General features: G+C 70.1%; 21 protein-coding genes. 7 read left to right on the top strand and 14 right to left on the bottom strand.

Annotation, left to right across the window (positions count from 1 at the left end):
* Positions 1–231: 231 nt before the first annotated feature.
* From ACGFNN_RS19265 to pdhA, 6 genes are all read right to left on the bottom strand, one after another.
* Positions 232–1,377 (bottom strand): potassium channel family protein, encoded by a 1,146-nt coding sequence (locus tag ACGFNN_RS19265; RefSeq protein WP_393557303.1) that lies wholly within the window; start codon positions 1,375–1,377, stop codon positions 232–234.
* Positions 1,335–2,891, bottom strand: a complete 1,557-nt coding sequence (locus tag ACGFNN_RS19260; RefSeq protein ID WP_393557744.1) for a molybdopterin-binding protein — start codon at positions 2,889–2,891, stop codon at positions 1,335–1,337. Before ACGFNN_RS19260 ends, ACGFNN_RS19265 begins: the two co-directional genes overlap by 43 nt.
* 152 nt (positions 2,892–3,043) lie before the next feature.
* Entirely contained in the window at positions 3,044–3,919 is an 876-nt protein-coding gene (locus ACGFNN_RS19255; protein WP_393557301.1) for an NTP transferase domain-containing protein, read from the bottom strand.
* Positions 3,920–4,754: 835 nt separating this feature from the next.
* Positions 4,755–6,107, bottom strand: a complete 1,353-nt coding sequence (locus tag ACGFNN_RS19250; protein ID WP_393557299.1) for a dihydrolipoamide acetyltransferase family protein — start codon at positions 6,105–6,107, stop codon at positions 4,755–4,757.
* The gene (locus ACGFNN_RS19245; protein ID WP_393557297.1) at positions 6,107–7,138 is read right to left on the bottom strand and encodes an alpha-ketoacid dehydrogenase subunit beta; all 1,032 of its coding nucleotides are present in this window, start codon (positions 7,136–7,138) and stop codon (positions 6,107–6,109) included. The genes ACGFNN_RS19250 and ACGFNN_RS19245 overlap by 1 nt, the downstream gene beginning before the upstream one ends.
* Positions 7,135–8,298, bottom strand: coding sequence for a pyruvate dehydrogenase (acetyl-transferring) E1 component subunit alpha (gene pdhA / locus ACGFNN_RS19240; RefSeq protein ID WP_393557295.1), 1,164 nt, complete (start codon positions 8,296–8,298; stop codon positions 7,135–7,137). Before pdhA ends, ACGFNN_RS19245 begins: the two co-directional genes overlap by 4 nt.
* A gap of 210 nt (positions 8,299–8,508) precedes the next feature.
* Here pdhA and ACGFNN_RS19235 point away from each other — a divergent pair, with 210 nt between their 5' ends.
* Entirely contained in the window at positions 8,509–9,030 is a 522-nt protein-coding gene (locus tag ACGFNN_RS19235; protein ID WP_393557294.1) for an Lrp/AsnC family transcriptional regulator, read from the top strand.
* A 25-nt stretch (positions 9,031–9,055) separates the two neighbouring features.
* On the opposite strand, the gene ACGFNN_RS19230 is transcribed toward ACGFNN_RS19235, so the two are convergent.
* Positions 9,056–9,646, bottom strand: a complete 591-nt coding sequence (locus ACGFNN_RS19230) for a TetR/AcrR family transcriptional regulator (RefSeq protein WP_393557292.1) — start codon at positions 9,644–9,646, stop codon at positions 9,056–9,058.
* Positions 9,647–9,768: 122 nt separating this feature from the next.
* Between ACGFNN_RS19230 and paaN the strand changes: the two genes are divergently transcribed.
* Positions 9,769–11,469, top strand: coding sequence for a phenylacetic acid degradation protein PaaN (gene paaN / locus ACGFNN_RS19225; protein WP_393557290.1), 1,701 nt, complete (start codon positions 9,769–9,771; stop codon positions 11,467–11,469).
* Between the two features lie 55 nt (positions 11,470–11,524).
* On the opposite strand, the gene ACGFNN_RS19220 is transcribed toward paaN, so the two are convergent.
* Genes ACGFNN_RS19220 through ACGFNN_RS19210 form a run of 3 tightly spaced genes read right to left on the bottom strand, consistent with a single transcriptional unit; the run spans position 11,525 to position 14,405 of the window.
* A complete protein-coding gene (locus ACGFNN_RS19220; RefSeq protein WP_393557288.1) occupies positions 11,525–12,235 on the bottom strand; it encodes a TrmH family RNA methyltransferase in 711 nt (236 codons plus the stop codon).
* Entirely contained in the window at positions 12,232–13,527 is a 1,296-nt protein-coding gene (locus ACGFNN_RS19215; RefSeq protein ID WP_393557286.1) for an HTTM domain-containing protein, read from the bottom strand. Before ACGFNN_RS19215 ends, ACGFNN_RS19220 begins: the two co-directional genes overlap by 4 nt.
* Entirely contained in the window at positions 13,524–14,405 is an 882-nt protein-coding gene (locus ACGFNN_RS19210; RefSeq protein WP_393557284.1) for a DUF5819 family protein, read from the bottom strand. The genes ACGFNN_RS19215 and ACGFNN_RS19210 overlap by 4 nt, the downstream gene beginning before the upstream one ends.
* A gap of 105 nt (positions 14,406–14,510) precedes the next feature.
* Between ACGFNN_RS19210 and paaA the strand changes: the two genes are divergently transcribed.
* The 5 genes from paaA to ACGFNN_RS19185 are packed head-to-tail and all read left to right on the top strand — an operon-like array spanning position 14,511 to position 18,080.
* The gene (gene paaA / locus ACGFNN_RS19205; RefSeq protein ID WP_362545198.1) at positions 14,511–15,539 is read left to right on the top strand and encodes a 1,2-phenylacetyl-CoA epoxidase subunit PaaA; all 1,029 of its coding nucleotides are present in this window, start codon (positions 14,511–14,513) and stop codon (positions 15,537–15,539) included.
* Positions 15,536–15,826, top strand: coding sequence for a 1,2-phenylacetyl-CoA epoxidase subunit PaaB (paaB, locus tag ACGFNN_RS19200; protein WP_393557282.1), 291 nt, complete (start codon positions 15,536–15,538; stop codon positions 15,824–15,826). Before paaA ends, paaB begins: the two co-directional genes overlap by 4 nt.
* On the top strand, positions 15,823–16,524 hold the full coding sequence (gene paaC, locus ACGFNN_RS19195) for a 1,2-phenylacetyl-CoA epoxidase subunit PaaC (RefSeq protein ID WP_393557280.1): 702 nt from the start codon (positions 15,823–15,825) through the stop codon (positions 16,522–16,524). The genes paaB and paaC overlap by 4 nt, the downstream gene beginning before the upstream one ends.
* Positions 16,521–17,018, top strand: a complete 498-nt coding sequence (gene paaD / locus ACGFNN_RS19190; RefSeq protein ID WP_393557742.1) for a 1,2-phenylacetyl-CoA epoxidase subunit PaaD — start codon at positions 16,521–16,523, stop codon at positions 17,016–17,018. Before paaC ends, paaD begins: the two co-directional genes overlap by 4 nt.
* The gene (locus tag ACGFNN_RS19185) at positions 17,019–18,080 is read left to right on the top strand and encodes a 2Fe-2S iron-sulfur cluster-binding protein (protein ID WP_393557278.1); all 1,062 of its coding nucleotides are present in this window, start codon (positions 17,019–17,021) and stop codon (positions 18,078–18,080) included.
* Positions 18,081–18,320: 240 nt separating this feature from the next.
* Here ACGFNN_RS19185 and ACGFNN_RS19180 read toward each other — a convergent pair whose 3' ends face one another.
* The 4 genes from ACGFNN_RS19180 to ACGFNN_RS19165 all read right to left on the bottom strand — a co-directional run bounded on the left by ACGFNN_RS19180 (position 18,321) and on the right by ACGFNN_RS19165 (position 22,008).
* Positions 18,321–18,665 carry a rhodanese-like domain-containing protein gene (locus ACGFNN_RS19180; RefSeq protein ID WP_362545214.1) on the bottom strand — a complete coding sequence of 115 codons (345 nt, stop codon included), beginning with the start codon at positions 18,663–18,665 and terminating at the stop codon, positions 18,321–18,323.
* A gap of 45 nt (positions 18,666–18,710) precedes the next feature.
* A complete protein-coding gene (locus ACGFNN_RS19175; RefSeq protein ID WP_393557276.1) occupies positions 18,711–19,793 on the bottom strand; it encodes a J domain-containing protein in 1,083 nt (360 codons plus the stop codon).
* Positions 19,794–19,876: 83 nt separating this feature from the next.
* Complete coding sequence (locus ACGFNN_RS19170; protein ID WP_393557274.1) at positions 19,877–21,331, bottom strand: DUF2252 domain-containing protein; 1,455 nt, start codon at positions 21,329–21,331, stop codon at positions 19,877–19,879.
* Between the two features lie 332 nt (positions 21,332–21,663).
* Positions 21,664–22,008, bottom strand: coding sequence for a helix-turn-helix domain-containing protein (locus ACGFNN_RS19165; RefSeq protein WP_362663305.1), 345 nt, complete (start codon positions 22,006–22,008; stop codon positions 21,664–21,666).
* Positions 22,009–22,060: the final 52 nt, after the last annotated feature.

The following is a 22,060-nucleotide window of genomic DNA, read 5'->3' as shown; positions in this document are numbered from 1 at the left end:
CCGTCGCCCTGGGAGCTCGGGGTTGTCAGGTGCTGGGCCCTTGGGAGCCCGGGGAGGCCCCGCGACGTCCGGGGGTGAGACCTACGGCCACCACGGGCGGGTGCGGGGAGGCCTGGGGCGGCTGCGGGTGACGTTCGAAAGGTCTCCTCAGGGCGGTACGGCCGTGCGGAGGGCACACGCCCATGCCGGGTTCGTCCGCCTGCCACACCGTTCTGTCAGGGCGGCAGGGCGTCAGGGCAGTTGCTGGTTGGACTGCTGCGGAGGGTGCGGATTCGCCGGATGCAGCGGCGTAGCGCGCACGATCGTGATCACTCTGTCCGTCAGCTGCAAGGGGCTCGCGGCCGGATCGTCGTAGCCGAGGAGCCGGTGACCGCGCAGCACACTGACGACCAGATCGTCGGTCTCCCGAACGTTCTTGCCCACCTCTGCCTTTATGACCGGCCTCTCGACGAGGTCGAGCCCGCTGCCCTGCTGGATGAGGTCTTCCATCACCGTGCCCGCGCTGGGGCTGAGGACGGAGAGGCCCAGCAGGCGCCCGGCGGCGCTGGCGCTGGTGATCACGGCGTCGGCGCCCGACTGCCGCAGCAACGGTGCGTTCTCCTCCTCACGCACAGCGGCCACGATCTTTGCACCACGGTTGAGTTGACGTGCGGTCAGGGCGACGAGCACCGCTGTGTCGTCCCGCTGCGTCGCGATGATGATCTGGCGGGCCTTCTGCAACTCGGCACGCAACAGCACGTCGCTGCGCGTCGCATCACCCAGCACCCCGACGAACCCCTCGGCGTTGGCGGCTTCGATGACCTTTCCGGCAGGGTCGACGACAACGATCTGTTCCTTCTTCAGACCGGTGGCACAGAGCGTCTGGATCGCGGAGCGGCCCTTGGTGCCGAAGCCGACGACAACGGTGTGTTCACGCAAGTTGGTTCTCCAACGGTTCAGCCGGAAGTCCTCGCGGGTCCGCTCGGTCAGGACCTCGAGGGTGGTGCCGACCAGGATGATGAGGAAGAGCACGCGCAGCGGCGTCACCAGAACCACGTTCACCAGCCGGGCCGGGTCGCTGTACGGGACGATGTCGCCGTACCCGGTGGTCGACAGCGTCACCGTGGCGTAGTAGACGGCGTCGAGGAAGTCGACCTGTTCATCGGCGTTGTCGTGGTAACCGCCCCGGTCGGCCCAGACGATGAAGACCGTGAGCGCGAGCACCGAGAGAGCCATCGCCAGCCGCTTGGCCACCTGACGGAGCGGCCGGTCGACCACACGCCGGGGCAGAAGCACCCGGGTGGGCACGACATGTTCGTCCGCTCGCCTGGCCATCGCATCGTGGCCGGGAAGTTTCACGTGAAACACCCTTCCGTCCACGGCGAAGCCGAGGCCCAAGGTAGATCGAGGATCTCCACCTCGGTGCCGGACCGTACCCCGCCGGGTGGCACCACGGCCAGCCCGTCCGCAGCGGCGATTCCCCTGAGCATGGCGGGACCGTTGTAGTGGAGAGGCACGACGGTGTCATCCCGATGGACGACGGGGATGAGCCGGGTGTCGTGCGGATGCCCGTGAACCTCTTCATGGACGCGCGCACGGTAGCGGCCCTGGGCAGACCGGCCGGCGATCCCCCGGAGCAGGGGCTCGGCAAGCGTCAACAACCCGGACACCGCTGCCAGGGGGTTGCCGGGCAGGCCCACCAGGCAGGGCCCGCGCTCGGCCAGCCGGGCCAGCAGCATCGGATGGCCGGGACGTACGGCCACGCCGTCGACGAGCAACTCGGCTCCGATCTCCGCCAACACCGGATGCACGTGGTCCACGGGGCCGGCAGCCGTCCCACCGGTGGTGATCACAAGATCGGCGTCGGAGGAGAGGAGTGCCCTGCGAAGCACTTCGGCGTCGTCGCCGAGACGCCTGGGTTCCGTGACCTCCGCACCGAGGGACCGCAGCCAGGGCGCCAGCATCGGGCCGAGTGCGTCACGGATGAGCCCTTCACGCGGCAGCCCGGCGGTGAGCAGTTCGTCCCCGAGCACGAACACGTCGACACGGGGACGGGGTACGGCGGCGAGAGCGTCGTATCCCGCGGCCGCCGCGAGCCCGAGGACCGGAGGGGTCACCACGGTCCCGACGGGCAGGAGTTCGTCGCCGGACCGGCACTCCTGCCCCCTCGGCCGGATGTCCTGCCCCGGGACGACCTCCCGGGTGGCGTGCAGAATCCCTTTCGCCTCGTCGTTCAGCGCGTGCTCGCTGCGGATCACCGCGGTGGCGTCCGCCGGAAGGCGTGCGCCGGTGGCGATGCGCGTGGCCTGGCCGTCGGGCAGCGGTTCCGTGACCTCGCGTCCGGCGAGAAGGCCCCTACCTTCGCGTACGGTCCAGGGTCCCGGGCCCGCGACGACCCATCCGTCCATGGCCGAGGTGTCGAACGACGGCAGGTCGGTCAGTGCGACGACGGCTTCGGCCAGTACATGACCGAGCGCCCGGTCCAACGGGAGGCGGTGGGCAGTCAGAGGGGTGGCTCGGCCCAGACGGTCGGCCGTGGCGCGCGCGTCCTCCCAGGCGCTTGCCCGGACACGGTGATCCTTCTGCGCAGGCGCCGGCGGCCAGGAGTCGGATGGTGTTGAGGAATCGGGAGCGCCGTGATGAGCCGGTACGTTGCCCGGAGGTGTGGCACCGTCTGCGGCCGAGGCTTCCGGGGGGCAGGGCCCTGACGTGTCGTCCGGAACAGGAACCCCTGGGACGGAATCGCATGCGGAGGAGATCTCGGGGTCGCAGCCGCTGCGGGAAGTGGACACCGGCCCCGAGGCGCCCGGTGACACGGTCGACGCCGGCCCTGTGACGGGGACGCCGGCCTCTGCTGGTGCCCGTGAGGACGAGGCGTTCACAGCTGTCACCGGTGCGGTCGGCTCGGACACGGTCGGTCGCGGGTGGGGCTGGTACGGGTGGGGCGGGTACGTCTGATGCCCGACGATCGCCAGTGCCTGCTCGACCGCTCTCTCCTCCTCGGCATCCCGTGCCTGCGCGGCCCGCCGCCCTTCAGTGGACCGCGCTTCGCCTCGGTCCGCGGTCACGGCGTGTCGGGCCCGCTGTCCGCCTGCGTCTCCTCCTCCCACCTGAGCGCGAGGGCAGTCGCCCTGCGGGAGGCGTCCGCAACTGCTCGGGCCCCCTCTTCCGGGCCTTTCCCGCTGCTCGCCAACGCCGCCGCGTACCCCACGAGAAAGGTGGTCAACGGGGCAGCGGGCCGAGCCACTCCGTGCGCGGCGTCACGGGCCAGATCGAGCAGGACGGCGGTGTCGACGTCGAGTTCGATGCCCAGTTCGTTCTTGACTGCGGTGATCCATTCATCCAGCACGGTCCCATGCTCCCTGATCCGTGCTCTGGCGGCAGCAATGTCTTCCCAGGTGTCGCAGTCGAAGGAGGCCAGCGGATCGGCCTCGACGCGGGCCAGTTCGAGCTCAGCGGTCAGCAAGCGCAGCGGAAGACCTGCCAGGCTGCCGTGCTCGGTTGCGAGCAGGGCCAGTTCACGGCGGAGCGGCTCCGCACGGTAGACCGCGACCAAGGGCTGGTCTCGTCCGTCCCGATCGGTGCAGAGCGCTCCTTCACGGCCCGCCTCCCCTGACGCGTCCAGCAACGAGCGGACGGTCGTCTCGCTCAGGAAGGGCAGATCGGCCGAGAGCACCAGGACGCGCTCCGCCCGGGTGAGACGAACCCCGGCGCCGAGCGCCGCCAACGGCCCTCCACCTTCGGGGACTTCACGTGCCCATGTGACGGGGCGCACAGTGGGCCTGCGTCCGCCCACCACGACGGTGGAACCGGCGTCGCCGCATGCGGCCAGCACCCGGTCGAGCAGGGCGCGGCCACCCACACTGAGGCCGGGCTTGTCCGCACCACCAAGGCGCTTCGCGGCCCCGCCGGCAAGAATGATGGCGTCATACGCGGTCATGCCCCGAGTATGCGGGCACTGCCCGGCAAACTGTTCCGGGGGACCCGACTCCTGGAAGCCCGGCAGACGGCCGAGGCTTCGGCGCCTCGGCCCTCCGGAAGCCAGTCCGGCGGCCGGCCACATGCACGCCGGGCCGCGAGCCTGAGCAGATCCGAACCAGACAGATCGAGCCGGAACCGCGCCAAGCAGATCCGGGCCGGCCACGTGCCCGCCGACCACGTGCCGTCGGCCAGGTCCACGCAGCCGTGCCCGCGCCTCGGCAGGACCGCAGTGCTCCGACGACGACCGGCGAGACTTCACCAGCGGTCCGGCATTCGGCGGTCCTGCGGATCCGAGGGGGTACGGATGCCGGAGGGGTGCGCCGAGCGACCGGCGGGCGCGCGCCGAGGGACCGGAGGGACAACGGCGAGGAACCGAAGGGCGGGCGCCGAGGGACCGGAGGGCGGCGGGGCGCGCGGCGTAGCCCGGAGCACGGGAGCCCGGAGCCCAGGAGGCGCGAGCCCCGAGCCCGGGAAGCCGGAGGCCGGAGTACGGGAGCCCGGAGCCCGAGCAGCCGAAGGCCGGAAGCCGGAGGCCGCAGCACGGGAGGCGTGAGCCCCGAGCCTGAGAAGCCGGAACCCGAGCAGCCGGAGCCGGGGAGCCCGAGAAGCCGGAGCCGGGGAGCCCGAGAAGCCGGGGCCCGGAAAGCCGGGGCCCGGAAAGCCGGGGCCCGGAAAGCCGGAAGCCGGCCCACAGGAGGCGGGGCCGAGGGCCGGCGCCGCCGGCTCCTCAGTCCGCTTCCGGCGGTGTCCGGCGGTGCCCGCCTCTCCGGTACGCCGGCTCGGCAACGCCGCCGCTACAGCGAGCGCAACAGAACAGCAGGCCGTTCCACGCAGTCGGCCACGTACCGGAGGAAGCCTCCCGCCGTCCCACCGTCACAGACCCGGTGGTCGAAGGTGAGGGAAAGCTGTACGACCTGGCGGATCGCCAGCTCACCTTCGTGCACCCAGGGTTTGGGCACGATTCGTCCGACGCCGAGCATGGCCGCCTCGGGGTGATTGATGATGGGCGTCGATCCATCGACCCCGAACACGCCGTAGTTGTTCAACGTGAAGGTCCCGCCGGTGAGCTGCGCCGGCGTCAGTTTTCCGTCCCTGGCCAGCTCCGTGAGCCGGCTGATCTCGTTGCCGATCGACTCCGTGGTCCGCTGGTGTGCGTCCCTCACGACCGGAACGACCAGACCTCGCTCCGTCTGCGCGGCGAATCCAAGATGGACCTGGGACTGCCGGACGATCTCCCGGGCCTCCGTGTCCACCGTCGAGTTGAGTTCGGGGAAGCGGGCCAGAGCCGCCGTACAGATGCGGGCCAGCAGGGCGAGGACCGAGATCTTTGGCCCCACGGCGGAACCCCCGGCGGTGTTCATCGCTGCCCGCGTGGCCATCAGCTCGGTGGCATCGGCATCGACCCAGCAGGTGGCGTCGGGGATCTCGCGTCTGCTCCGCGACAGCTTCTCCGCGACAGCCCCCCGGACACCACGCAGGGCGATACGTTCACCCGTCGTCTTCGGGCCCGAACTCACCGTGGCTTCGCCCACCGCACGGTCCACGTCCGACGCCCGGATCGCGGATTCCACGTCGCTACGAAGGATCAGCCCGTCCCGGCCGGTCCCGACGACCTGTCCGAGGTCGAGACCGTGCTGACGGGCAAGTCTGCGGACGAGGGGCGAGATGACCGCGACAGGGCCCTGCACAGCCACCGCCACGCGCACCGGGGCGAGTGACGCCGGAGTCGCGGAGGGCTGGAGAGCGGGAGCAGCAGGGACGGGCGCCGACTCGGGCCGGAGCCTGCGCCTCCGCGCGGCCGGGGCTGCCGTGCCGTAGCCGACCAGCACATTGCCGGACGCCCCGTCCTCCTCGACAGCCGTGGAACTTCCGGAAGTCGCCCGGCCTGACGCAGGGTCCACCGATCCGACCGCTACCGTCAGCAAAGGCGCTCCGACCGGGAGTTCCGTGCCCTCCTCGCCGAACCGTGCGGTCACCACGCCCTTGTAGGGGCACGGAACCTCCACCATGGCCTTGGCCGTCTCGACCTCGACGACGGGCTGGTCGACAGCGACGACGTCGCCGACCTCCACCAGCCAGCGCACGATTTCCGCTTCGGTCAGTCCTTCGCCCAGGTCAGGCAGCTTGAATTCGAGCACCTGCGCCATCAGCTCTCGGCCTCCCACTGAAGACGGGCGACCGCGTCGAGCACCCGGTCCACGCCCGGCAGATGATGCCGCTCCTGCATGGGCGGCGGGTATGGGATGTCGAACCCGGCGACACGCAGGACCGGGGCCTCCAGATGGTGGAAACACCGCTCGGTCACCCGCGCCGCGATCTCGCCCCCCGGACCGCCGAAGCCGGACGACTCGTGGACGACCACCGCCCGTCCGGTGCGCCGGACCGACGCGGCGACCGTTTCGTCGTCGAACGGCACCAGCGAACGCAGGTCGACGACCTCCAGATCCCACCCCTCGGCAGTAGCGGCCTCCGCGGCCTCCATACACACCGGCAGAGAGGGCCCGTAAGTGATCAGGGTCGCGCTTCGCCCGGGTCTGCGGACCACGGCCCGCCCGATCGGTTCCACCGGCGCCGGCTCTTCCGGCGACCAGTCCGACTTGGACCAGTAGAGCCGCTTCGGCTCCAGGAAGACCACCGGGTCGTCGGAAGCGATCGACTCCCTCAGCAGCCCGTAGGCATCCTCCACCGTGGCCGGCATGACGACGTGCAGGCCGGGGGTCGCCATGTAGTACGCCTCCGAGGAGTCACTGTGGTGCTCGACCCCACCGATGCCTCCGCCGTAAGGCACCCTCACCGTGATCGGCAGCGGCATGGCGCCACCGGTTCGGTTCCTCATCTTGGCCACATGGCTGACCAGTTGCTCGAAAGCCGGATAGGCGAAGGCGTCGAACTGCATCTCGACCACAGGCCTCAGCCCGTACATCGCCATTCCCACCGCGGCTCCGAGGATTCCCGCCTCGGCCAGCGGCGTGTCCGTGCAGCGTGCGTCCCCGAACTCCTTCGCCAGCCCGTCGGTGACGCGGAAAACGCCGCCGAGGGTGCCGACGTCCTCGCCCAGGACGTGCACCGTCGGATCCTCCGCCATCGAGTCCCGCATGGCCCGTCCCAGGGCCTGCGCCATCGTCGACGGCTTCGCCCTGCCGGTCCGTTCACCGGCCGCCGCCGCAACGATGCTCATCGTCCTCCCTCCGCGCCGCTCTCGCCGTCCGTGCCGTGCTCCGCCTCGAGCTCGTCCCGAAGCCGGGCAGCCTGCTCCCGCAGCTGGCCGGTCTGCCTCCCGTAGACATGGTCGAAGAGGTCCATGGGATCGAGGACGGGGTCCGTGTTCATCCGCTCCCTCAGCGCTTCGGCCATCCGCTCCGCCTTGTCCCGGACTGTTCCGATGCCGTCCTCGTCCAGCAGACCCCGCGCGGTGAGCTCGCGCTCGATCAGACGGATCGGGTCGTGCGCGCGCCAGGCCTCGACCTCGCTCTCACCGCGGTAGCGGGTCGCGTCATCGGCGTTCGTATGGGCTTCCATCCGGTAGGTCACCGCTTCCACCAGCGTCGGCCCCTCCCCTCGCCTCGCCCGAGCCACGGCCTCGCTCAGCACCTGGTGCGTCGCGACCGCGTCGTTGCCGTCGACCAGCCGTCCCGGCATCCCGTAGCCCACGGCCTTGTGGGCCAGCGAGGGGGCCGCAGTCTGCTTGGCCAGTGGTACGGAGATGGCGAAGCCGTTGTTCTGCACCAGGAAGACGACCGGTGCCTGCCACACGGCCGCGAAGTTCAGTGCCTCGTGGAAATCGCCCTCGCTCGTCCCTCCGTCGCCCACCATGGCCAGGGCCACCACGTCGTCACCCTGAAGACGCGCGGCGTGCGCCAGGCCCACCGCGTGCGGGAGCTGGGTGGCCAAGGGAGTGCACAACGGGGCGATGCGGTGCTCACGCGGGTCGTACCCGGTGTGCCGGTCCCCCCGTAGAAGAGTCAGCGCCTCGACCGGATCCAGTCCGCGCGCCACGGCTGCCAGCGTGTCCCGGTAGCTGGGAAAGAGCCAGTCCCGGTCCTCCAGCACCAGCGCGGCCGAGATCTCGCAGGCTTCCTGGCCGGTGCTCGACGGATACACCGCGAGCCTGCCCTGCTTCGTCAGCGCGGTCGCCTGGGCGTTGTACCGGCGGCCACGCACCAACTCCTCGTAGAGCCTCAGCAGCAGCTCGGGATCGGCACCGGCTGCGGCTTCCGTACCGAGCACACGAAACGGCTCAGGGTCCGGGAGCAACGGCGCGGGGTCGGTGAGCGGCTTCCAGGCCGGGGGCGGGGTGGGCCTGTAGGCGGCTGCGCCGGGCAGCTCCTGGACCGTCATGACAAGCACCTCCTGGCATCGAGAGGGATCGAGGGGTGTCGAGATCCCCAGGAATGTGGAGCACGGTTGAGGCTCCGCTGTGGCGTGCCTCACCTACCGATTGTTCGGTCGCGGGCGCATTTTGGCTACAGGCACCTCCAGCCTGTGGACAAACGGTTCTCCACAGCCTGGGATAGGGGCAGGTCGTCCACAACAGGGAGGCGCGGGCAGATGGCAGCTGAACAAATGGCCGACGGACCCGGCGCGCCCGGCCGCACCCCTCCCGCACGGCCTCTGGACGCCATCGACCGGTCCATCCTGCGCATCCTCCAGACGGATGGCCGCGCCTCGATACGGGCCGTGGCGGAACGCGTCCACGTCTCACGCGCCAACGCGTACGCGCGGATCAACCGGCTCGTCGAGGACGGAGTCATACGGGGCTTCAGCGCGCGCGTGAACCACGAACGCGCCGGACAGACCGCCTCCGCCTACATCACCCTCAAGATCGTCCAGAACTCGTGGCGCACCGTGCGTGAACAGCTCCAGGCTCTCCCAGGCGCCACGCACATCGCACTGGTCAGCGGCGACTTCGACGTGCTGCTGCTGGTTCACACCCCGGACAACCAGGCGCTCCGTGAGCTTGTGCTGACCAGGATCCAGGCCATACCGGAGGTCCTGTCGACCCGCACCCTGCTGGTGTTCGAGGAGACCGACCTGGGCCCGCACCCGGACCGCCCGCCGGAGCTCGTCTGACCCGCGGCAGGCCCCACCGGTGGAGTCAGCCGGCGCGCATGCCGTCGAAAGCGAGCCCCACGACCGTGTCCGCGAGCTGCTCCGCGTCCGGAGCGCCCCCCGGCTGCGGGCGGTACCACTCGACCAGGGAGTTCACCATGCCGAAGAGCAGGCGGGTCACCAGGCGTATGTCGACGTCGGCACGCAGATCACCCTCCGCCACCGCCGCCTTGAGGAGATCCGACACCCTCTGATCGAACTCACGCCGTCGCTCGAGCGCCCAGCGCTCCGTCCCCGTGTTGCCACGCACCCGCAGCAGCAGAGTGACGTACGGCAACTCCGCGATGAGGACCTCGACCGTGCGGCGTGTGACGTACTCGACCCGGGCGATCGCCCGCCCCTGGGTCGCACCGGCCTCGTCGAGGATGCCGAACAGCCCGTCGAGGGCCCGGCTCACCGCCCGCCGCAGGAGCTCCTCCTTGCCCGCGACATGGTGGTAGATGGAGGACTTTGAGATGCCCGCCGCCTTGGAGAGATGCTCCATGGACGTGCCGTCGTAGCCGCGCTCGTTGAAGACGCGGACGGCGACGCCGAGGAGTGTCTCCGGGGTGTACGTGTCCCGCTTGGCCGTGGTCATGTCCGCGATCCTCCCCCATGAGTTGTCCACAGGAGCCTCGGGGCCCCTTGTCCCGACCGATCGTTCGGTTACTCTAACTCCGTCCGCGCATTCCTGCCCGGCTCGACGAGGAGTTGGTGCCCATGACCGCCGCGCTTTCCCCCGAGAAGCTGTCCGAGACCCACCGCCCGACGCTCGACCGGGCTCTCGAAACGATCCGCTCCCGCGCCTACTGGTCCCCCCACCCCGAACACCCGAAGGCCTACGGTGCCGAGGGCCTCCCCGGCAGCCTCGGTGCGGCGGAGGGCAAGGCCGCGTTCGACGCCGTCCTCGGCACTCGGCTGGAGCTCGGCCAGCCCGGCACCGACGGCTGGGCCGGAGGCGAGATCTCGCCCTACGGTCCTGAGCTCGGCGTCGAGTACCCCCACGCCGACCCCGACGTCCTGCTCCCCGCCATGAAGGCCGCGATGGGCTCCTGGCGAGCGGCGGGCCCCGAGACCAGGGCCATGGTCTGCCTGGAGGTCCTCTCCCGGATCAGCGCGCGGACGCACGAACTGGCCCACGCCGTGATGCACACCAGCGGCCAGGCGTTCGTCATGGCCTTCCAGGCCGGAGGCCCGCATGCCCAGGACCGCGGGCTGGAGGCCGTCGCCTACGCCTACGAGGAGCAGGTACGCACCCCGCAGGGCGCGGACTGGTCGAAACCGCAGGGGAAGCGCGACCCGCTGCGGCTCCACAAGTCGTACACGGCGGTGGGGCGCGGCATCTCGCTGCTCATCGGGTGCAACACCTTCCCCACGTGGAACGGCTACCCGGGGCTCTTCGCCTCGCTGGCGACCGGCAACCCCGTCCTGGTCAAGCCGCACCCTCGGGCCGTCCTCCCGCTGGCGCTCACGGTCCAGCTGGCCAGGGAGGTGCTCGCCGAGGCGGGCTTCGACCCGAATCTCGTCGCGTTGGCGACCGAGCGGCCGGGGGAGGCCATCGCCAAGACCCTGGCCCTCCGACCCGAGATCAAGATCATCGATTACACGGGCTCCAGCGTGTTCGGCGAATGGCTGGAGACCAACGCCCGGCAGGCCCAGGTCTACACGGAGAAGGCCGGCGTGAACACCGTCGTGCTCGACTCCACCGACGACTACCGGGGCATGCTCGGCAATCTGGCCTTCTCGCTCTCCCTCTACAGCGGCCAGATGTGCACCACCCCGCAGAACCTGCTCATCCCACGTGACGGCATCACGACCGACGCGGGCGCGAAGTCCTACGAGGAGGTGGTCGGCGACATCGCCGGGGCGGTGTCCGGACTGCTCGACGACGACGCCCGGGCCAACGGTCTGCTCGGCGCCCTGGTGAACGAGGACGTGAAGAACAGGCTGGAGGGGGCCGCGGCGCTCGGCGACGTCGCGCTCCGGTCACGCACGGTGGTCAACCCCGAATTCCCCGAGGCCGTCGTGCGGACACCTGCCCTGGTGAAGGTCGACGGCGCCAGCCGCGACGACGGGGCGGCCTTCCTCTCGGAGTGCTTCGGCCCGGTCTCCTTCGCGGTCGCCGTCGACTCGACCGAGGACGCGCTCGCGCTGCTGCGCCGGACGATCCGCGAGCAGGGAGCCATGACCGTCGGCGCCTACACCACCTCCCCGGAGGTGGAACGAGCGGTCGAGGAGGTCTGCTTCGACGAATCGGCGCAGCTCTCGCTGAATCTCACCGGCGGCGTGTACGTCAACCAGACGGCGGCCTTCTCCGACTTCCACGGTTCGGGTGGCAACCCGGCCGCCAACGCGGCCCTCTGCGACGGAGCGTTCGTCTCCAACCGGTTCCGGATGGTAGAGGTTCGCCGCCAGGCCTGAGCGGGAGCCTGCCGACGGCTCCCGCCCGACCGGTGGAGCGGCGCCGCTCCACCGGTCACGCCTCGCCCGGGTCCGGGATGTCCGCGTAACGCTGGACCCAGGCGTGCATGGCGATGGCCGCCGCCGCACCCGCGTTGATCGACCGCGTCGAGCCGAACTGCGCGATCGAGCACACCATCGATGCGTGCTTTCGGGCCTCCTCCGTCAGGCCGGGGCCCTCCTGACCGAAGAGCAGTACGCACCGGCGCGGGAGCTCCGTCCGTTCGATGGGCACGGCCCCGGGCAGATTGTCGATCCCGATGATCGGCAGGTCCTCGCTCTCGGCCCACGCGGTCAGATCAGCGGTGTCGGGGTGATGGCGGACGTGCTGGTAGCGGTCGGTGACCATCGCTCCCCTGCGGTTCCAGCGGCGCCGACCGACGATGTGGATCTCCTTGGCGAGGAACGCGTTGGCGGTGCGCACCACCGAGCCGATGTTGAAGTCGTGGCCCCAGTTCTCCACGGCCACATGGAAGTCGTGGCGCCGTAGATCCAGGTCGGCGACGATCGCCTCCCTCGTCCAGTACCGGTAGCCGTCGCCCACGTTGCGCCGGTCCCCACCAGCGAGGAGCTCGGGGTCGTATCGCTCGTCCTCCGGCCAGGGCAGCGGGTGCGGCCCGACGCCGATCTCCACCCCGTATCCGTCGTCGTACTGGACGGGTTCGGCCGACGGGTCGGGTACCGCATCCGCCGTGGGCTCTTCTGCACTGCCGGTCTCGCTGGTCACCGCACGAGCGTATGGCCATCGCCGCCGGCAGCGCGCGCGGCCTCCGCTCCGACCGTCTCCGACCTGCGCTGACCGGGCAGGGAGAGCTTCCCCTCGGTCCGGGAGAAGAGCCGCCGACGGGCCCGCGTCACACGGTTCCCCAGCCAGACGAGGAAGACCGTCGGGAGAAAGACGGCATCTGCCGCGATCATCGCCATGGAGAAGAAGGGAAGCCCGAGCAGTACAGCGATCCCCGCGTGCTCACCGATCATGAGGACCAGGAGGACGTTCTTCACCCGCCTGTTGAAGAGCGTGAAGGGGAAGGCGACCTGCACGATCACAGTCACGTACGTCAGCGCCATGACGATGAGCGCGCTGGAGGCCATGATGTCCGAGAGCCCGGGCCACGGGGCGAAGTACTCCAGCTTGAGCGGGTAGTAGAGCGCGGTGCCGTCCTGCCAGCGGGAGCCCTGGATCTTGTACCAGCCGGCCGTGGCGTAGATCAGACACACCTCGGCCATGATCACGAAGAGTGCCGCGTTGTGGGCGAGGTTGGCCACGACGTCCAGGAGGGTGCGGAGCTCATGGCCCCGCGCATACCGGTCAAGTGCCCACCGGACACCACCGCCCAGCCAGAGCATCCACAGCAGCGAGGGAAGCCACCATGTACCGCCTAGTCCGCCCATGACGGTGGCAGGCAGGAGGAAGCCGCCGAGCACGGCCCACAGGACCGGCCCCACGGCGTCAACCGCCGGCCGCTCCCCGCTCGCGGCCCGTGTGGCGTCCCGGGCGGTCCGGCGTGCGTCCAGCGACCAGACACGGGCGCAGCGGGTCAGGACCAGGTACAGCGCCATCAGGTGGATGACGTTGTCGCCACCGTCCCCCATGAAGATGCTGCGGTTCTGAAGGGAGAGCACACCCACCATGAACAGCACCGAGGTGCACCGGGTGCGCCAACCGACCATCAGCAGCGCGGCCGAGACCAGCGTCAGTGCGTACACGGCCTCGAACCAGGTCGCGCTGTCCGACCACATCAGGACGGTGAAGGCGCCGTTGTTCGCGATGAGCCGGTCCGCCATGTCCCAGCTCCACGGCCCGTCGGGGCCGTACAGCTCATGACGGTGGGGCAGCTCGCGCAGCAGGAACAACAGGAAGGTGGCGGCGACACCGATCCGGACGACCGCGCTCTGGTAGGCGCCGAGGGGAGAGGCGGTGACTCGCTGTACGGCGCGGGCGAGCCCGGAGGCGGCGGCCGTGAAACCGTCAGGGCCCCGAGCCGGTGGAGTGACCGCGGGCCGGACCGGGGCGCTCATCGCTCCGCCTTCCGGACGGCGGATGCCTGATCCAGGCCCGTCCCGGACAGGTCGGACTCGGTGACCGTCCACCACGGGAGCACCCGGTACTCCGCCGTGGTGCTGATCTTCTCGTCGCTCCACGGCGGCGCTCCGACGGAACGCGATGCCGACCTCACCTGGAAGCGCTCGACCATGCCGCCGTATCCGTGCCCGTCGAGTCGGAGCATCACGATGCGGCGGATGTAGCGCTCCGACAGTTCGCCCCGCAGGCCGTTGGCGCGGTTCTCGCTGTCGTGGGACCCGTTGAAGAAGTCCCAGGCACGGCGCAGCTCGTTCTGCTCGACATGACTGGGAAGCGGGTTCCCGCGTATCGCCTCGCCGTCGTCACGCGAGAGATCGATCCAACGGGTGATCCGGCTCCCGTCGGCACCGTTGCCGGCCAGTTCCGCACGCACCTGAACGGAGATGTTCTGCTGGAGGGGATTGGGGGCGAAGAGCTTCCAGTTCTGCTCGAACTCCGGGTAGACCCAGCGGTCGACGGCCTGTCCGTGTTGTTTCGTCAGCGTGTTGGACGGCGCGACGTGCAGGAAGACCATGGCTATGTGCGCGCAGGACCACAGCCCCACGACGGAGAGGGCCAGCGCGGCGACGATCTGGTACGGCAAGGAGAGCGAGGCGATCCCGCCCGCCGGACGGCGCCCGTCGGACATCTGCGCGGGCGCGGTGACGGTGTCCGTCGGCAGTGCCGCGGTGGCGGGGCCATGCGCCGGATCCGCCGCCGCCGATTCCGGACGGAGGGCCGCGCCGTCGGTCCGGCCTTCAGGCGGAGGGCTCGTCACACCGGGCCAGGAAGGCTTCTTCTCGTCTTCGGTTGGCCCACCGTGGTCCGCGTCCATGCCGCCCCGATCACCGCTCCGTCATCCACAGGGTTGACACCCTACGGGCCTCAGACTCACCATTGAAGCCAAGGAACCGAACGATCGGTCGGTAGGGAGCCTGGGATGACGGCAGTGACTGCGGACCACACCGCGCAGGGGAAGGCAGGCGCTGGGGACGTGCCGCCTGCCGAGCGTCTGGCGGAGTTCGACCGCACGCTCGCGGCCGACGAGCGGATCGAGCCCCGCGACTGGATGCCCGACGCCTACCGCGCCTCCTTGATCCGCCAGATGGCTCAGCACGCCCACTCCGAAATCATCGGGATGCAGCCGGAGGCGAACTGGATCTCCCGCGCACCGTCCCTGCGGCGCAAGGCGATCCTCATGGCGAAGGTGCAGGACGAGGCGGGCCACGGCCTCTACCTGTACAGCGCCGCGGAGACGCTGGGCATGAGCCGCGAGGAGATGCTCGACAAGCTGCACGCCGGTCGCCAGCGATACTCATCGATCTTCAACTACCCCACCCTGACCTGGGCCGACGTCGGAGCGATCGGGTGGCTGGTGGACGGCGCAGCGATCACCAACCAGGTGCCGCTCTGCCGCTGCTCATACGGACCCTACGCACGCGCGATGGTCCGTATCTGCAAGGAGGAGTCCTTCCACCAGCGCCAGGGTTACGAACTGCTCCTCGCGCTCAGCCGGGGCACACCCGCCCAGCACGAGATGGCCCAGGACGCGGTGAACCGCTGGTGGTGGCCCTCCCTGATGATGTTCGGTCCCCCCGACGATTCCTCGGCCCACTCGGAACAGTCGATGGCGTGGAAGATCAAGCGGCACTCCAACGACGAACTGCGTCGGCGGTTCGTGGACATCTGCGTCCCCCAGGCAGAGGCGCTCGGGCTGGAACTGCCCGATCCCGACATCCGGTGGAACGAAGAGCTGGGCCGCCACGAGTTCGGAGCGATCGACTGGACGGAGTTCCAGGAGGTCCTCAGAGGAAACGGCCCTTGCAACGAACAACGGCTGGCCCAACGGCGCACGGCTCACGAAGAGGGCGCCTGGGTCCGCGCCGCCGCGGCGGCCTACGCAGACAAGCAAGCCGCCCGGCCCGAAGAAGCCGGAGCGGCCGCCCAGCCCATGGAGGCGACCGCATGAGCAGTTCGACCGAATGGCCTCTGTGGGAGGTGTTCGTGCGTTCCCGGCGCGGACTCTCGCACACCCACGCGGGCAGCCTGCACGCGCCGGACGCCGAAATGGCACTGCGCAACGCCCGCGATCTGTACACCCGCCGCTCGGAAGGCGTCTCCCTCTGGGTGGTGCCCTCCGCGTCGATCACCGCCTCCTCACCCGACGAGAAGGACTCCTTCTTCGAGCCCGCCGGGGACAAGCCCTACCGGCACCCCACGTTCTACGAGATCCCTGAAGGGGTGAAGCACCTGTGACCGCGGCCCTCGCCCTCGGCGACGACGCGCTGGTGCTCTCGCACCGCCTGGGGGAGTGGGCCGGCCACGCCCCTGTCCTCGAGGAGGAGGTCGCTCTCGCCAATATCGCGCTGGACCTCCTCGGCCAGGCTCGGATACTGCTCTCGTTCGTGGGGGACGAGGACCAGCTGGCGTACCTCCGCGAGGAGCGTGCCTTCCGCAACCTCCAGCTCGTGGAACAGCCGAACGGCGACTTCGCCCACACCATCGCCCGCCAGCTGTACTTCTCGGTGCACCAGCACCTGCTGTACGAGCAACTGGCCGCCGGCGAGTCCGAATTCGCCGATCTCGCGGCCAAGGCCGTCAAAGAGGTGGCGTACCACCGTGACCACGCGGAGCAGTGGGTTCTGCGGCTCGGGGACGGCACCCCGGAGAGCCACGAGCGCATGCAGCGCGCGCTGGACGCGCTGTGGCGGTTCACCGGCGAGCTGTTCGAGCCCGTCGAAGGCATCGAAGTCGACGTACAGAAACGGCGGGACCACTGGCTGGAAGCCGTCGGGGACGTCGTCGCACGCGCCACTCTGAACCTCCCCTCGGGCCCGCAGTCCGGCGCGTGGTCCGCCGGGGCCGGACGCCAGGGCGTACATACGGAACCCTTCGGAAGGATGCTCGCGGAGATACAGCATCTGCACCGCAGCCACCCGGGGGCGTCATGGTGACCACCGAGACGCCTCTGGAGGCGGAGCTCCACCGGCTGGCGGGGGCTGTGCCCGACCCCGAACTCCCGGTGCTCACCCTCGACGAGCTCGGTGTGCTCCGCGGAGTGCGGGCAGAAGGGCCGGGCAGGGTGACCGTGAGTCTCACGCCCACGTACACGGGCTGCCCCGCCATCAAGACCATGTCCGACGACATCGAACGCGTGCTGCGCGGCCACGGGGTCGCGGAGGTGTCGGTCGTCACGGTCCTCTCGCCTGCCTGGTCGACCGACGACATCAGTGACGAAGGACGCCGCAAGCTGGCTGAGTTCGGAATAGCGCCGCCACGCCCCACGAGCGGACCGGGAGAACCGGTGCCCCTGACACTGTCCGTGCGCTGCCCGCACTGCGGTTCCACGGATACCGAACTGCTGAGCAGGTTCTCGTCGACCGCGTGCAAGGCATTGCGCCGCTGTGTGGCATGCCGTGAACCGTTCGACCACTTCAAGGAGTTGTAGATGTTCCATCCGCTCCGGGTCCGCACGATCGAACGGATCACGGACGACGCGGTAGCCATCACCTTCGCCGTGCCGCCGGAGCTGCGTGAGACCTTCCGCCACTCTCCGGGCCAGCACCTGAACGTCCGCTACCAGCTCGACGGCGAGGAGATCCGGCGCTCGTACTCGATCTGCGCACCTGCCACCGAACCGCCGGACGTGCCCACGCTCCGGGTCGGCATCCGCATGGTCGACGGAGGGGCGTTCTCGACGTACGCCCTGAAGGAACTGGCCGTCGGCGACCAGGTGGAGGCGATGGCGCCGGCGGGCCGGTTCGTCCTGGCTCCACGCCCTGGCCGCTTCGCGGCGATCGTCGGGGGGAGCGGCATCACACCGGTGCTCTCCATGGCTGCCACCCTGCTGGCGAGGGAGCCACTCGCACGCTTCTGCCTGGTCCGAAGCGACCGGACGGCGGCCTCGACGATGTTCCTCGACGAGGTGGCTGACCTCAAGGACCGCTACCCCGACCGGTTCCAGCTGGTGACCGCTCTTTCACGGGAGGAACAGGCAGCCGGACTCCCTTCGGGCCGACTGGACCGCGAGCGGCTCATCGGCCTGCTGCCCACACTCCTTCCGGTCCCGGACGTCGACGGCTGGTTCCTCTGCGGTCCGCTCGGCCTGGTCCGTGAGGCGGAGGGCGCCCTGCGCGAGCTCGGCGCCGACCGTTCGCGCATCCACCAGGAGATCTTCCACGTCGCCGAGGAGACGGGGAGACCGGCGACCACGGCCCGGACCACCGCTCCGTCCAGCAGCACCCTCACCGCGACGCTTGACGGACGATCGGGCAGCTGGCCGGTGCAGGGCGACGAATCGCTGCTGGAAACAGTGCTGCGAAGCCGGTCCGACGCCCCGTACGCCTGCAAGGGCGGGGTGTGCGGGACCTGCCGGGCGTTCCTGGTCTCGGGCGACGTCCGGATGGACCGCAACTTCGCTCTCGAGCCGGACGAGACGGACGCCGGGTTCGTGCTGGCGTGCCAGTCGCATCCCGTCACTCCGGAGGTCGAGCTCGACTTCGACCGCTGAAGTCCCCCAGGCCCGGCGGCTCCCCCGGGCCGGCGGTCCTGGGCGCTCGGGTCCCGCCGCACCGCGGCGGCAGCCGAGGCCCCACACCCGGACGCCGGGGTCATGCCGAGAGACCGAGCCCGTACCCGGACAGCGGTACCGGCAAGGACATCGGGTCCGTCAGAGCCGTCAGAGCCGTCAGAGCCGTCAGAGCCGTCAGAGCCGTCAGAGCCGTCAGAGCCGTCAGAGCCGTCAGAGCCGTCAGAGGACGAACGCCGAGGTCCCGTCCTCGGTCACCATGGGACGGCCCGCGCCGTCCCATGCCAGCATGCCGCCCTCGATGTTCACAGCGTCCAGACCCTGCTGCACCAGATACTGGGTGACCTGGGCGGACCGTCCCCCGACACGGCACATCACATGTACACGCCGCCCGTCCTCAGCGGCCTCGGTCAGTTCACCGAAGCGGCCGACGAAGTCACTCATGGGAATGTGCAGCGCACCCTCGACGTGCCCGGCCGCCCATTCGTCGTCCTCCCGTACGTCCAGAACGAAACCGTCCGACGGAACCGCCGCGACGTCCACCGAGGGCAGCGGAGCGAAATTCATGAAAGGGCCTTCTCTCGTACGTACGCGCCAGAGTCATCCGGAACGCTACTGCACCAGTGCTGCCAGCTCGCCCTCACGCTGGGCCACCTCGGCGAGAAGCTTCTCCCCGATGTCGTCCAGCAGCCGGTCCGGGTCATCCGGCGCCATGCGCAGCATCGAGCCGATCGCACTCTCCTCCAGCTCTTGGGCCAGGACCGTCAGCAGCTCCTTGCGGCGGCTGAGCCAGTCCAGCCGCGCGTAGAGCTCCTCGCTCTCGCTCAGACGCAGCTCCGGCGCCACGGGACCGGCAGCCCACTCCGCGGCCAGCTCCTTGAGCTGTGCGACGTCACCTCGTCCATAGGCTGCGTTGACGCGGGCGATGAACTCGTCCCGGCGTGCCCGCTCCGCCTCGTCCGGCGCCAGATCCGGGTGGGCCTGCCGGGCAAGCTCCCTGTAGAGCTTCCGCGCCTCATCGCTGGGCCTGACCCGCTTCGGCGGCCTGACCGGCTGCTCGGTGAGCATCGCCGAAGCCTCGGGAGAGAGGCCGTCCGAGTCCATCCAGTCATGGAAAAGCTCGTCCACCCCGGGCATCGGCATGACGATCGCCCGTGCCTCCTGCGCCTTGCGCAGATCCTCGGGATCGCCGGTCCTGGCAGCCCGTGCCTCCGCGATCTGCGCGTCGAGCTCGTCCAGCCGGGCGTACATCGGACCGAGCTTCTGATGATGCAGCCGGGAGAAGTTCTCCACCTCGACCCTGAAGGTCTCCACGGCGATCTCGAACTCGATCAGCGCCTGCTCGGCCACCCTGACCGCCTTCGCGAGCCGCTCCTCGGGCCGGGGGGCATCGGCTCCGCCCCCGTCGCCGTCCGACCGCACGCCCGTCGAGGAAGCGGCCGGGTCACCGTCCGGGGCATCGTTTTGCCCGCGGCCCGGGTCGTTTTCCCCGCTGCCCGGCTCCGACGGGGCGTCCGGGCCCGCGCGCAGGTCGTCCTGCGGCACGCCCGGGGCCTCCTCCGGCGCGTCCCGGGCGTCCCTCGACGGATCCTGGGCGTGCTGCGGCGCGTCCTGCCGGTCCTGGTCCTGCCGGTCCTGGTCCTGCCGGTCTTCGTCGTTCCGGGTGGTCGGCACCCCGGCGGCTTCGTGGGTCACCCGTCCAGCGTATGGCCATGACCCCCGCCGTGAGGACACGTGTCAGGCGCGAAGCCCGCGCGGGTCTCGCCGGGCCGGGCCGTTCAGACGCCCAGTTCGGCGGCTATGCGCCCGGACCGGACACACCGGACCAACTCGGCGTGATCGGCCTCCGTCCGGTCCGCGTACGTCACGGCGAAGCCGGCCACCGCGTCGTCGAGCTCGGCACTCTTTCCGCAGTAGCCCGCCAGGAGCCTGGGGTCGGCGCTGTGCGCATGGGCCCGCGCCAGCAGCGCTCCCGTCATCCGGCCGTAGTCGTCGACCTGATCCGCGGCGAGGGCGGCGGGGTCCACACTGCCCTTCCGGTTCCGGAACTGGCGTACCTGGTACGGCCTGCCGTCCACATCGGCCCAGCCGAGCAGTATGTCGCTGACGACCTGCATCCGCTTCTGCCCGAGCACCACCCGGCGCCCTTCGTGCACCTCCACGGGCACCTCGAAACCGACCTGCGGGAGATACGGGGAGAGCGCCGAAGGCCGGGCCTCCTTCACCTGCAGGACCAAGGGCTCACCGCGGTGGTCGAGCAACAGCACGACATACGAACGGGTCCCGACACTGCCCGTACCGACGACACGGAACGCCACGTCGTGGATCGCATAGCGAGCCAGCAGCGGAAGCCTGTCCTCCGAGACGGTACGGAGGTAACCCTCGAGCCCCGCAGCGACAGCCGCGGCCTCGGCGTCCGGCACCCGGCGCAGAACCGGCGGCGCATCGACGAAACGGCGACCGTCCTCGCACTCCTCGGTGGACCGGGCGGCGAAGCGGGCGCTCGTGTTGTTGCGCGCCTTCTCCGAGACCCTCTCCAGCGTCCCCAACAGGTCACGTGCGTCGGTGTGGGAGACCAGTTCCTCGTCCGCGATGGCGTTCCAAGCGTCGAGGGCGGGCAGCCTGGCCAGCAGCCGCATGGTCCTCCGGTAGGCACCCACCGTGTCGTACGCGCCCTGCCGGCAGGTGTCCTCGTCCGCGCCCGCGAGCCGACCGGCGAGCACGAGCGAGGTGGCCAGTCGTTTGAGGTCCCACTCCCACGGTCCGAAGGCGGTCTCGTCGAAGTCGTTCAGATCGATGACCAGGCTGCCGCGAGCGTCGCCGTACAGACCGAAGTTGGCCGCATGGGCGTCACCACAGAGCTGGGCGCCCACACCGGTGACCGGCGTACCGACCAGGTCATGTGCCATCAGGCCGGCCGAGCCTCGGAGGAAAGCGAAAGGTGTCGCCGCCATCCGGCCGACCCGTATGGGCGTCAGACCAGGTACCCGGCCCCGGTTCGACTCCTCGACCGCCTGTACCGCGTCCGGCCTGCCAGCAGGAAGCGAGAGGGAACTGTGCGCGGAACGAGGCACCTTGAGCCTGAGGGACTTGCCCGCGGCCTTCGGGGAGAGCGCCCCGCCACCCGACGGCCGTACATCTCCGGGCAGGCGCCGCGCGAAACCGGGGACGACCGGAATCCGCCCGCCTCCCGCTGTCCGCTGTACCGGCACCGTCGCCTCGACTTCGCCCATGGAGCGCCGCCTCCCCCGCCCTTGATCAGCCATTGCGCACGAGCAACATCAACTGCCGACGACGGTACAGCCGCCTCATCACAGGCGTCTTCCCCTGTGGACAACTCACGATCCGGTGAAATCCGTTGGGATGCGGTGGGATTGGGCCTGTGGAAAGCCGCGGCCGCCGGGCCGAACCTCGTCACCGGCTACATCGGATCGCGTCACGCAACGGTCCGGATCACGTAAGCCCACGGTCCGGAGCGCAACGCCTCGACCCCGGCGAGGGTCGGTGTCCGCCGCGCCGCCCACCGCACCTCCCGAAGCGCAGGCCTTGGCCGTGCCACGCGATGTCAGCAGCGCCCCGGCCCGGCCAGGTAGGTGTCCGCCCAGCGCCCGAGTTCCTTCAGAGCGGGCTCCATGGCGGCTCCGGCCTCCGTCAGCCGGTAAGCGACCCGCAGCGGTGGGCCTTCATCCACCTCGCGCACGACCAGACCGGCGGCCCCCAGCTCCGACAGCCGGTCGGAGAGCATCCGCTCGCTGATGCCCGGGATCGCGCGTCTCAGATCTGCGAAGTGCACCGGCTGCGTCATCAGCACGGAAACGATCGGACCCGTCCAGCGCTTCCCGAACAGCTCGAAGACACGCGTGATGCCCACGTCCACCCGCCGACATGCCTGCTCGCTGTGTTCCGCCACCCCTCCAGCGTACTGCTCCTCCGTGAGGTACTTATTTTTAGTAAGTGACTGT

The organism is Streptomyces sp. NPDC048590 (assembly GCF_043199535.1).
Classification (GTDB): Bacteria; Actinomycetota; Actinomycetes; order Streptomycetales; family Streptomycetaceae; genus Streptomyces.
This window is presented reverse-complemented; position numbering and strand designations above follow the sequence as displayed.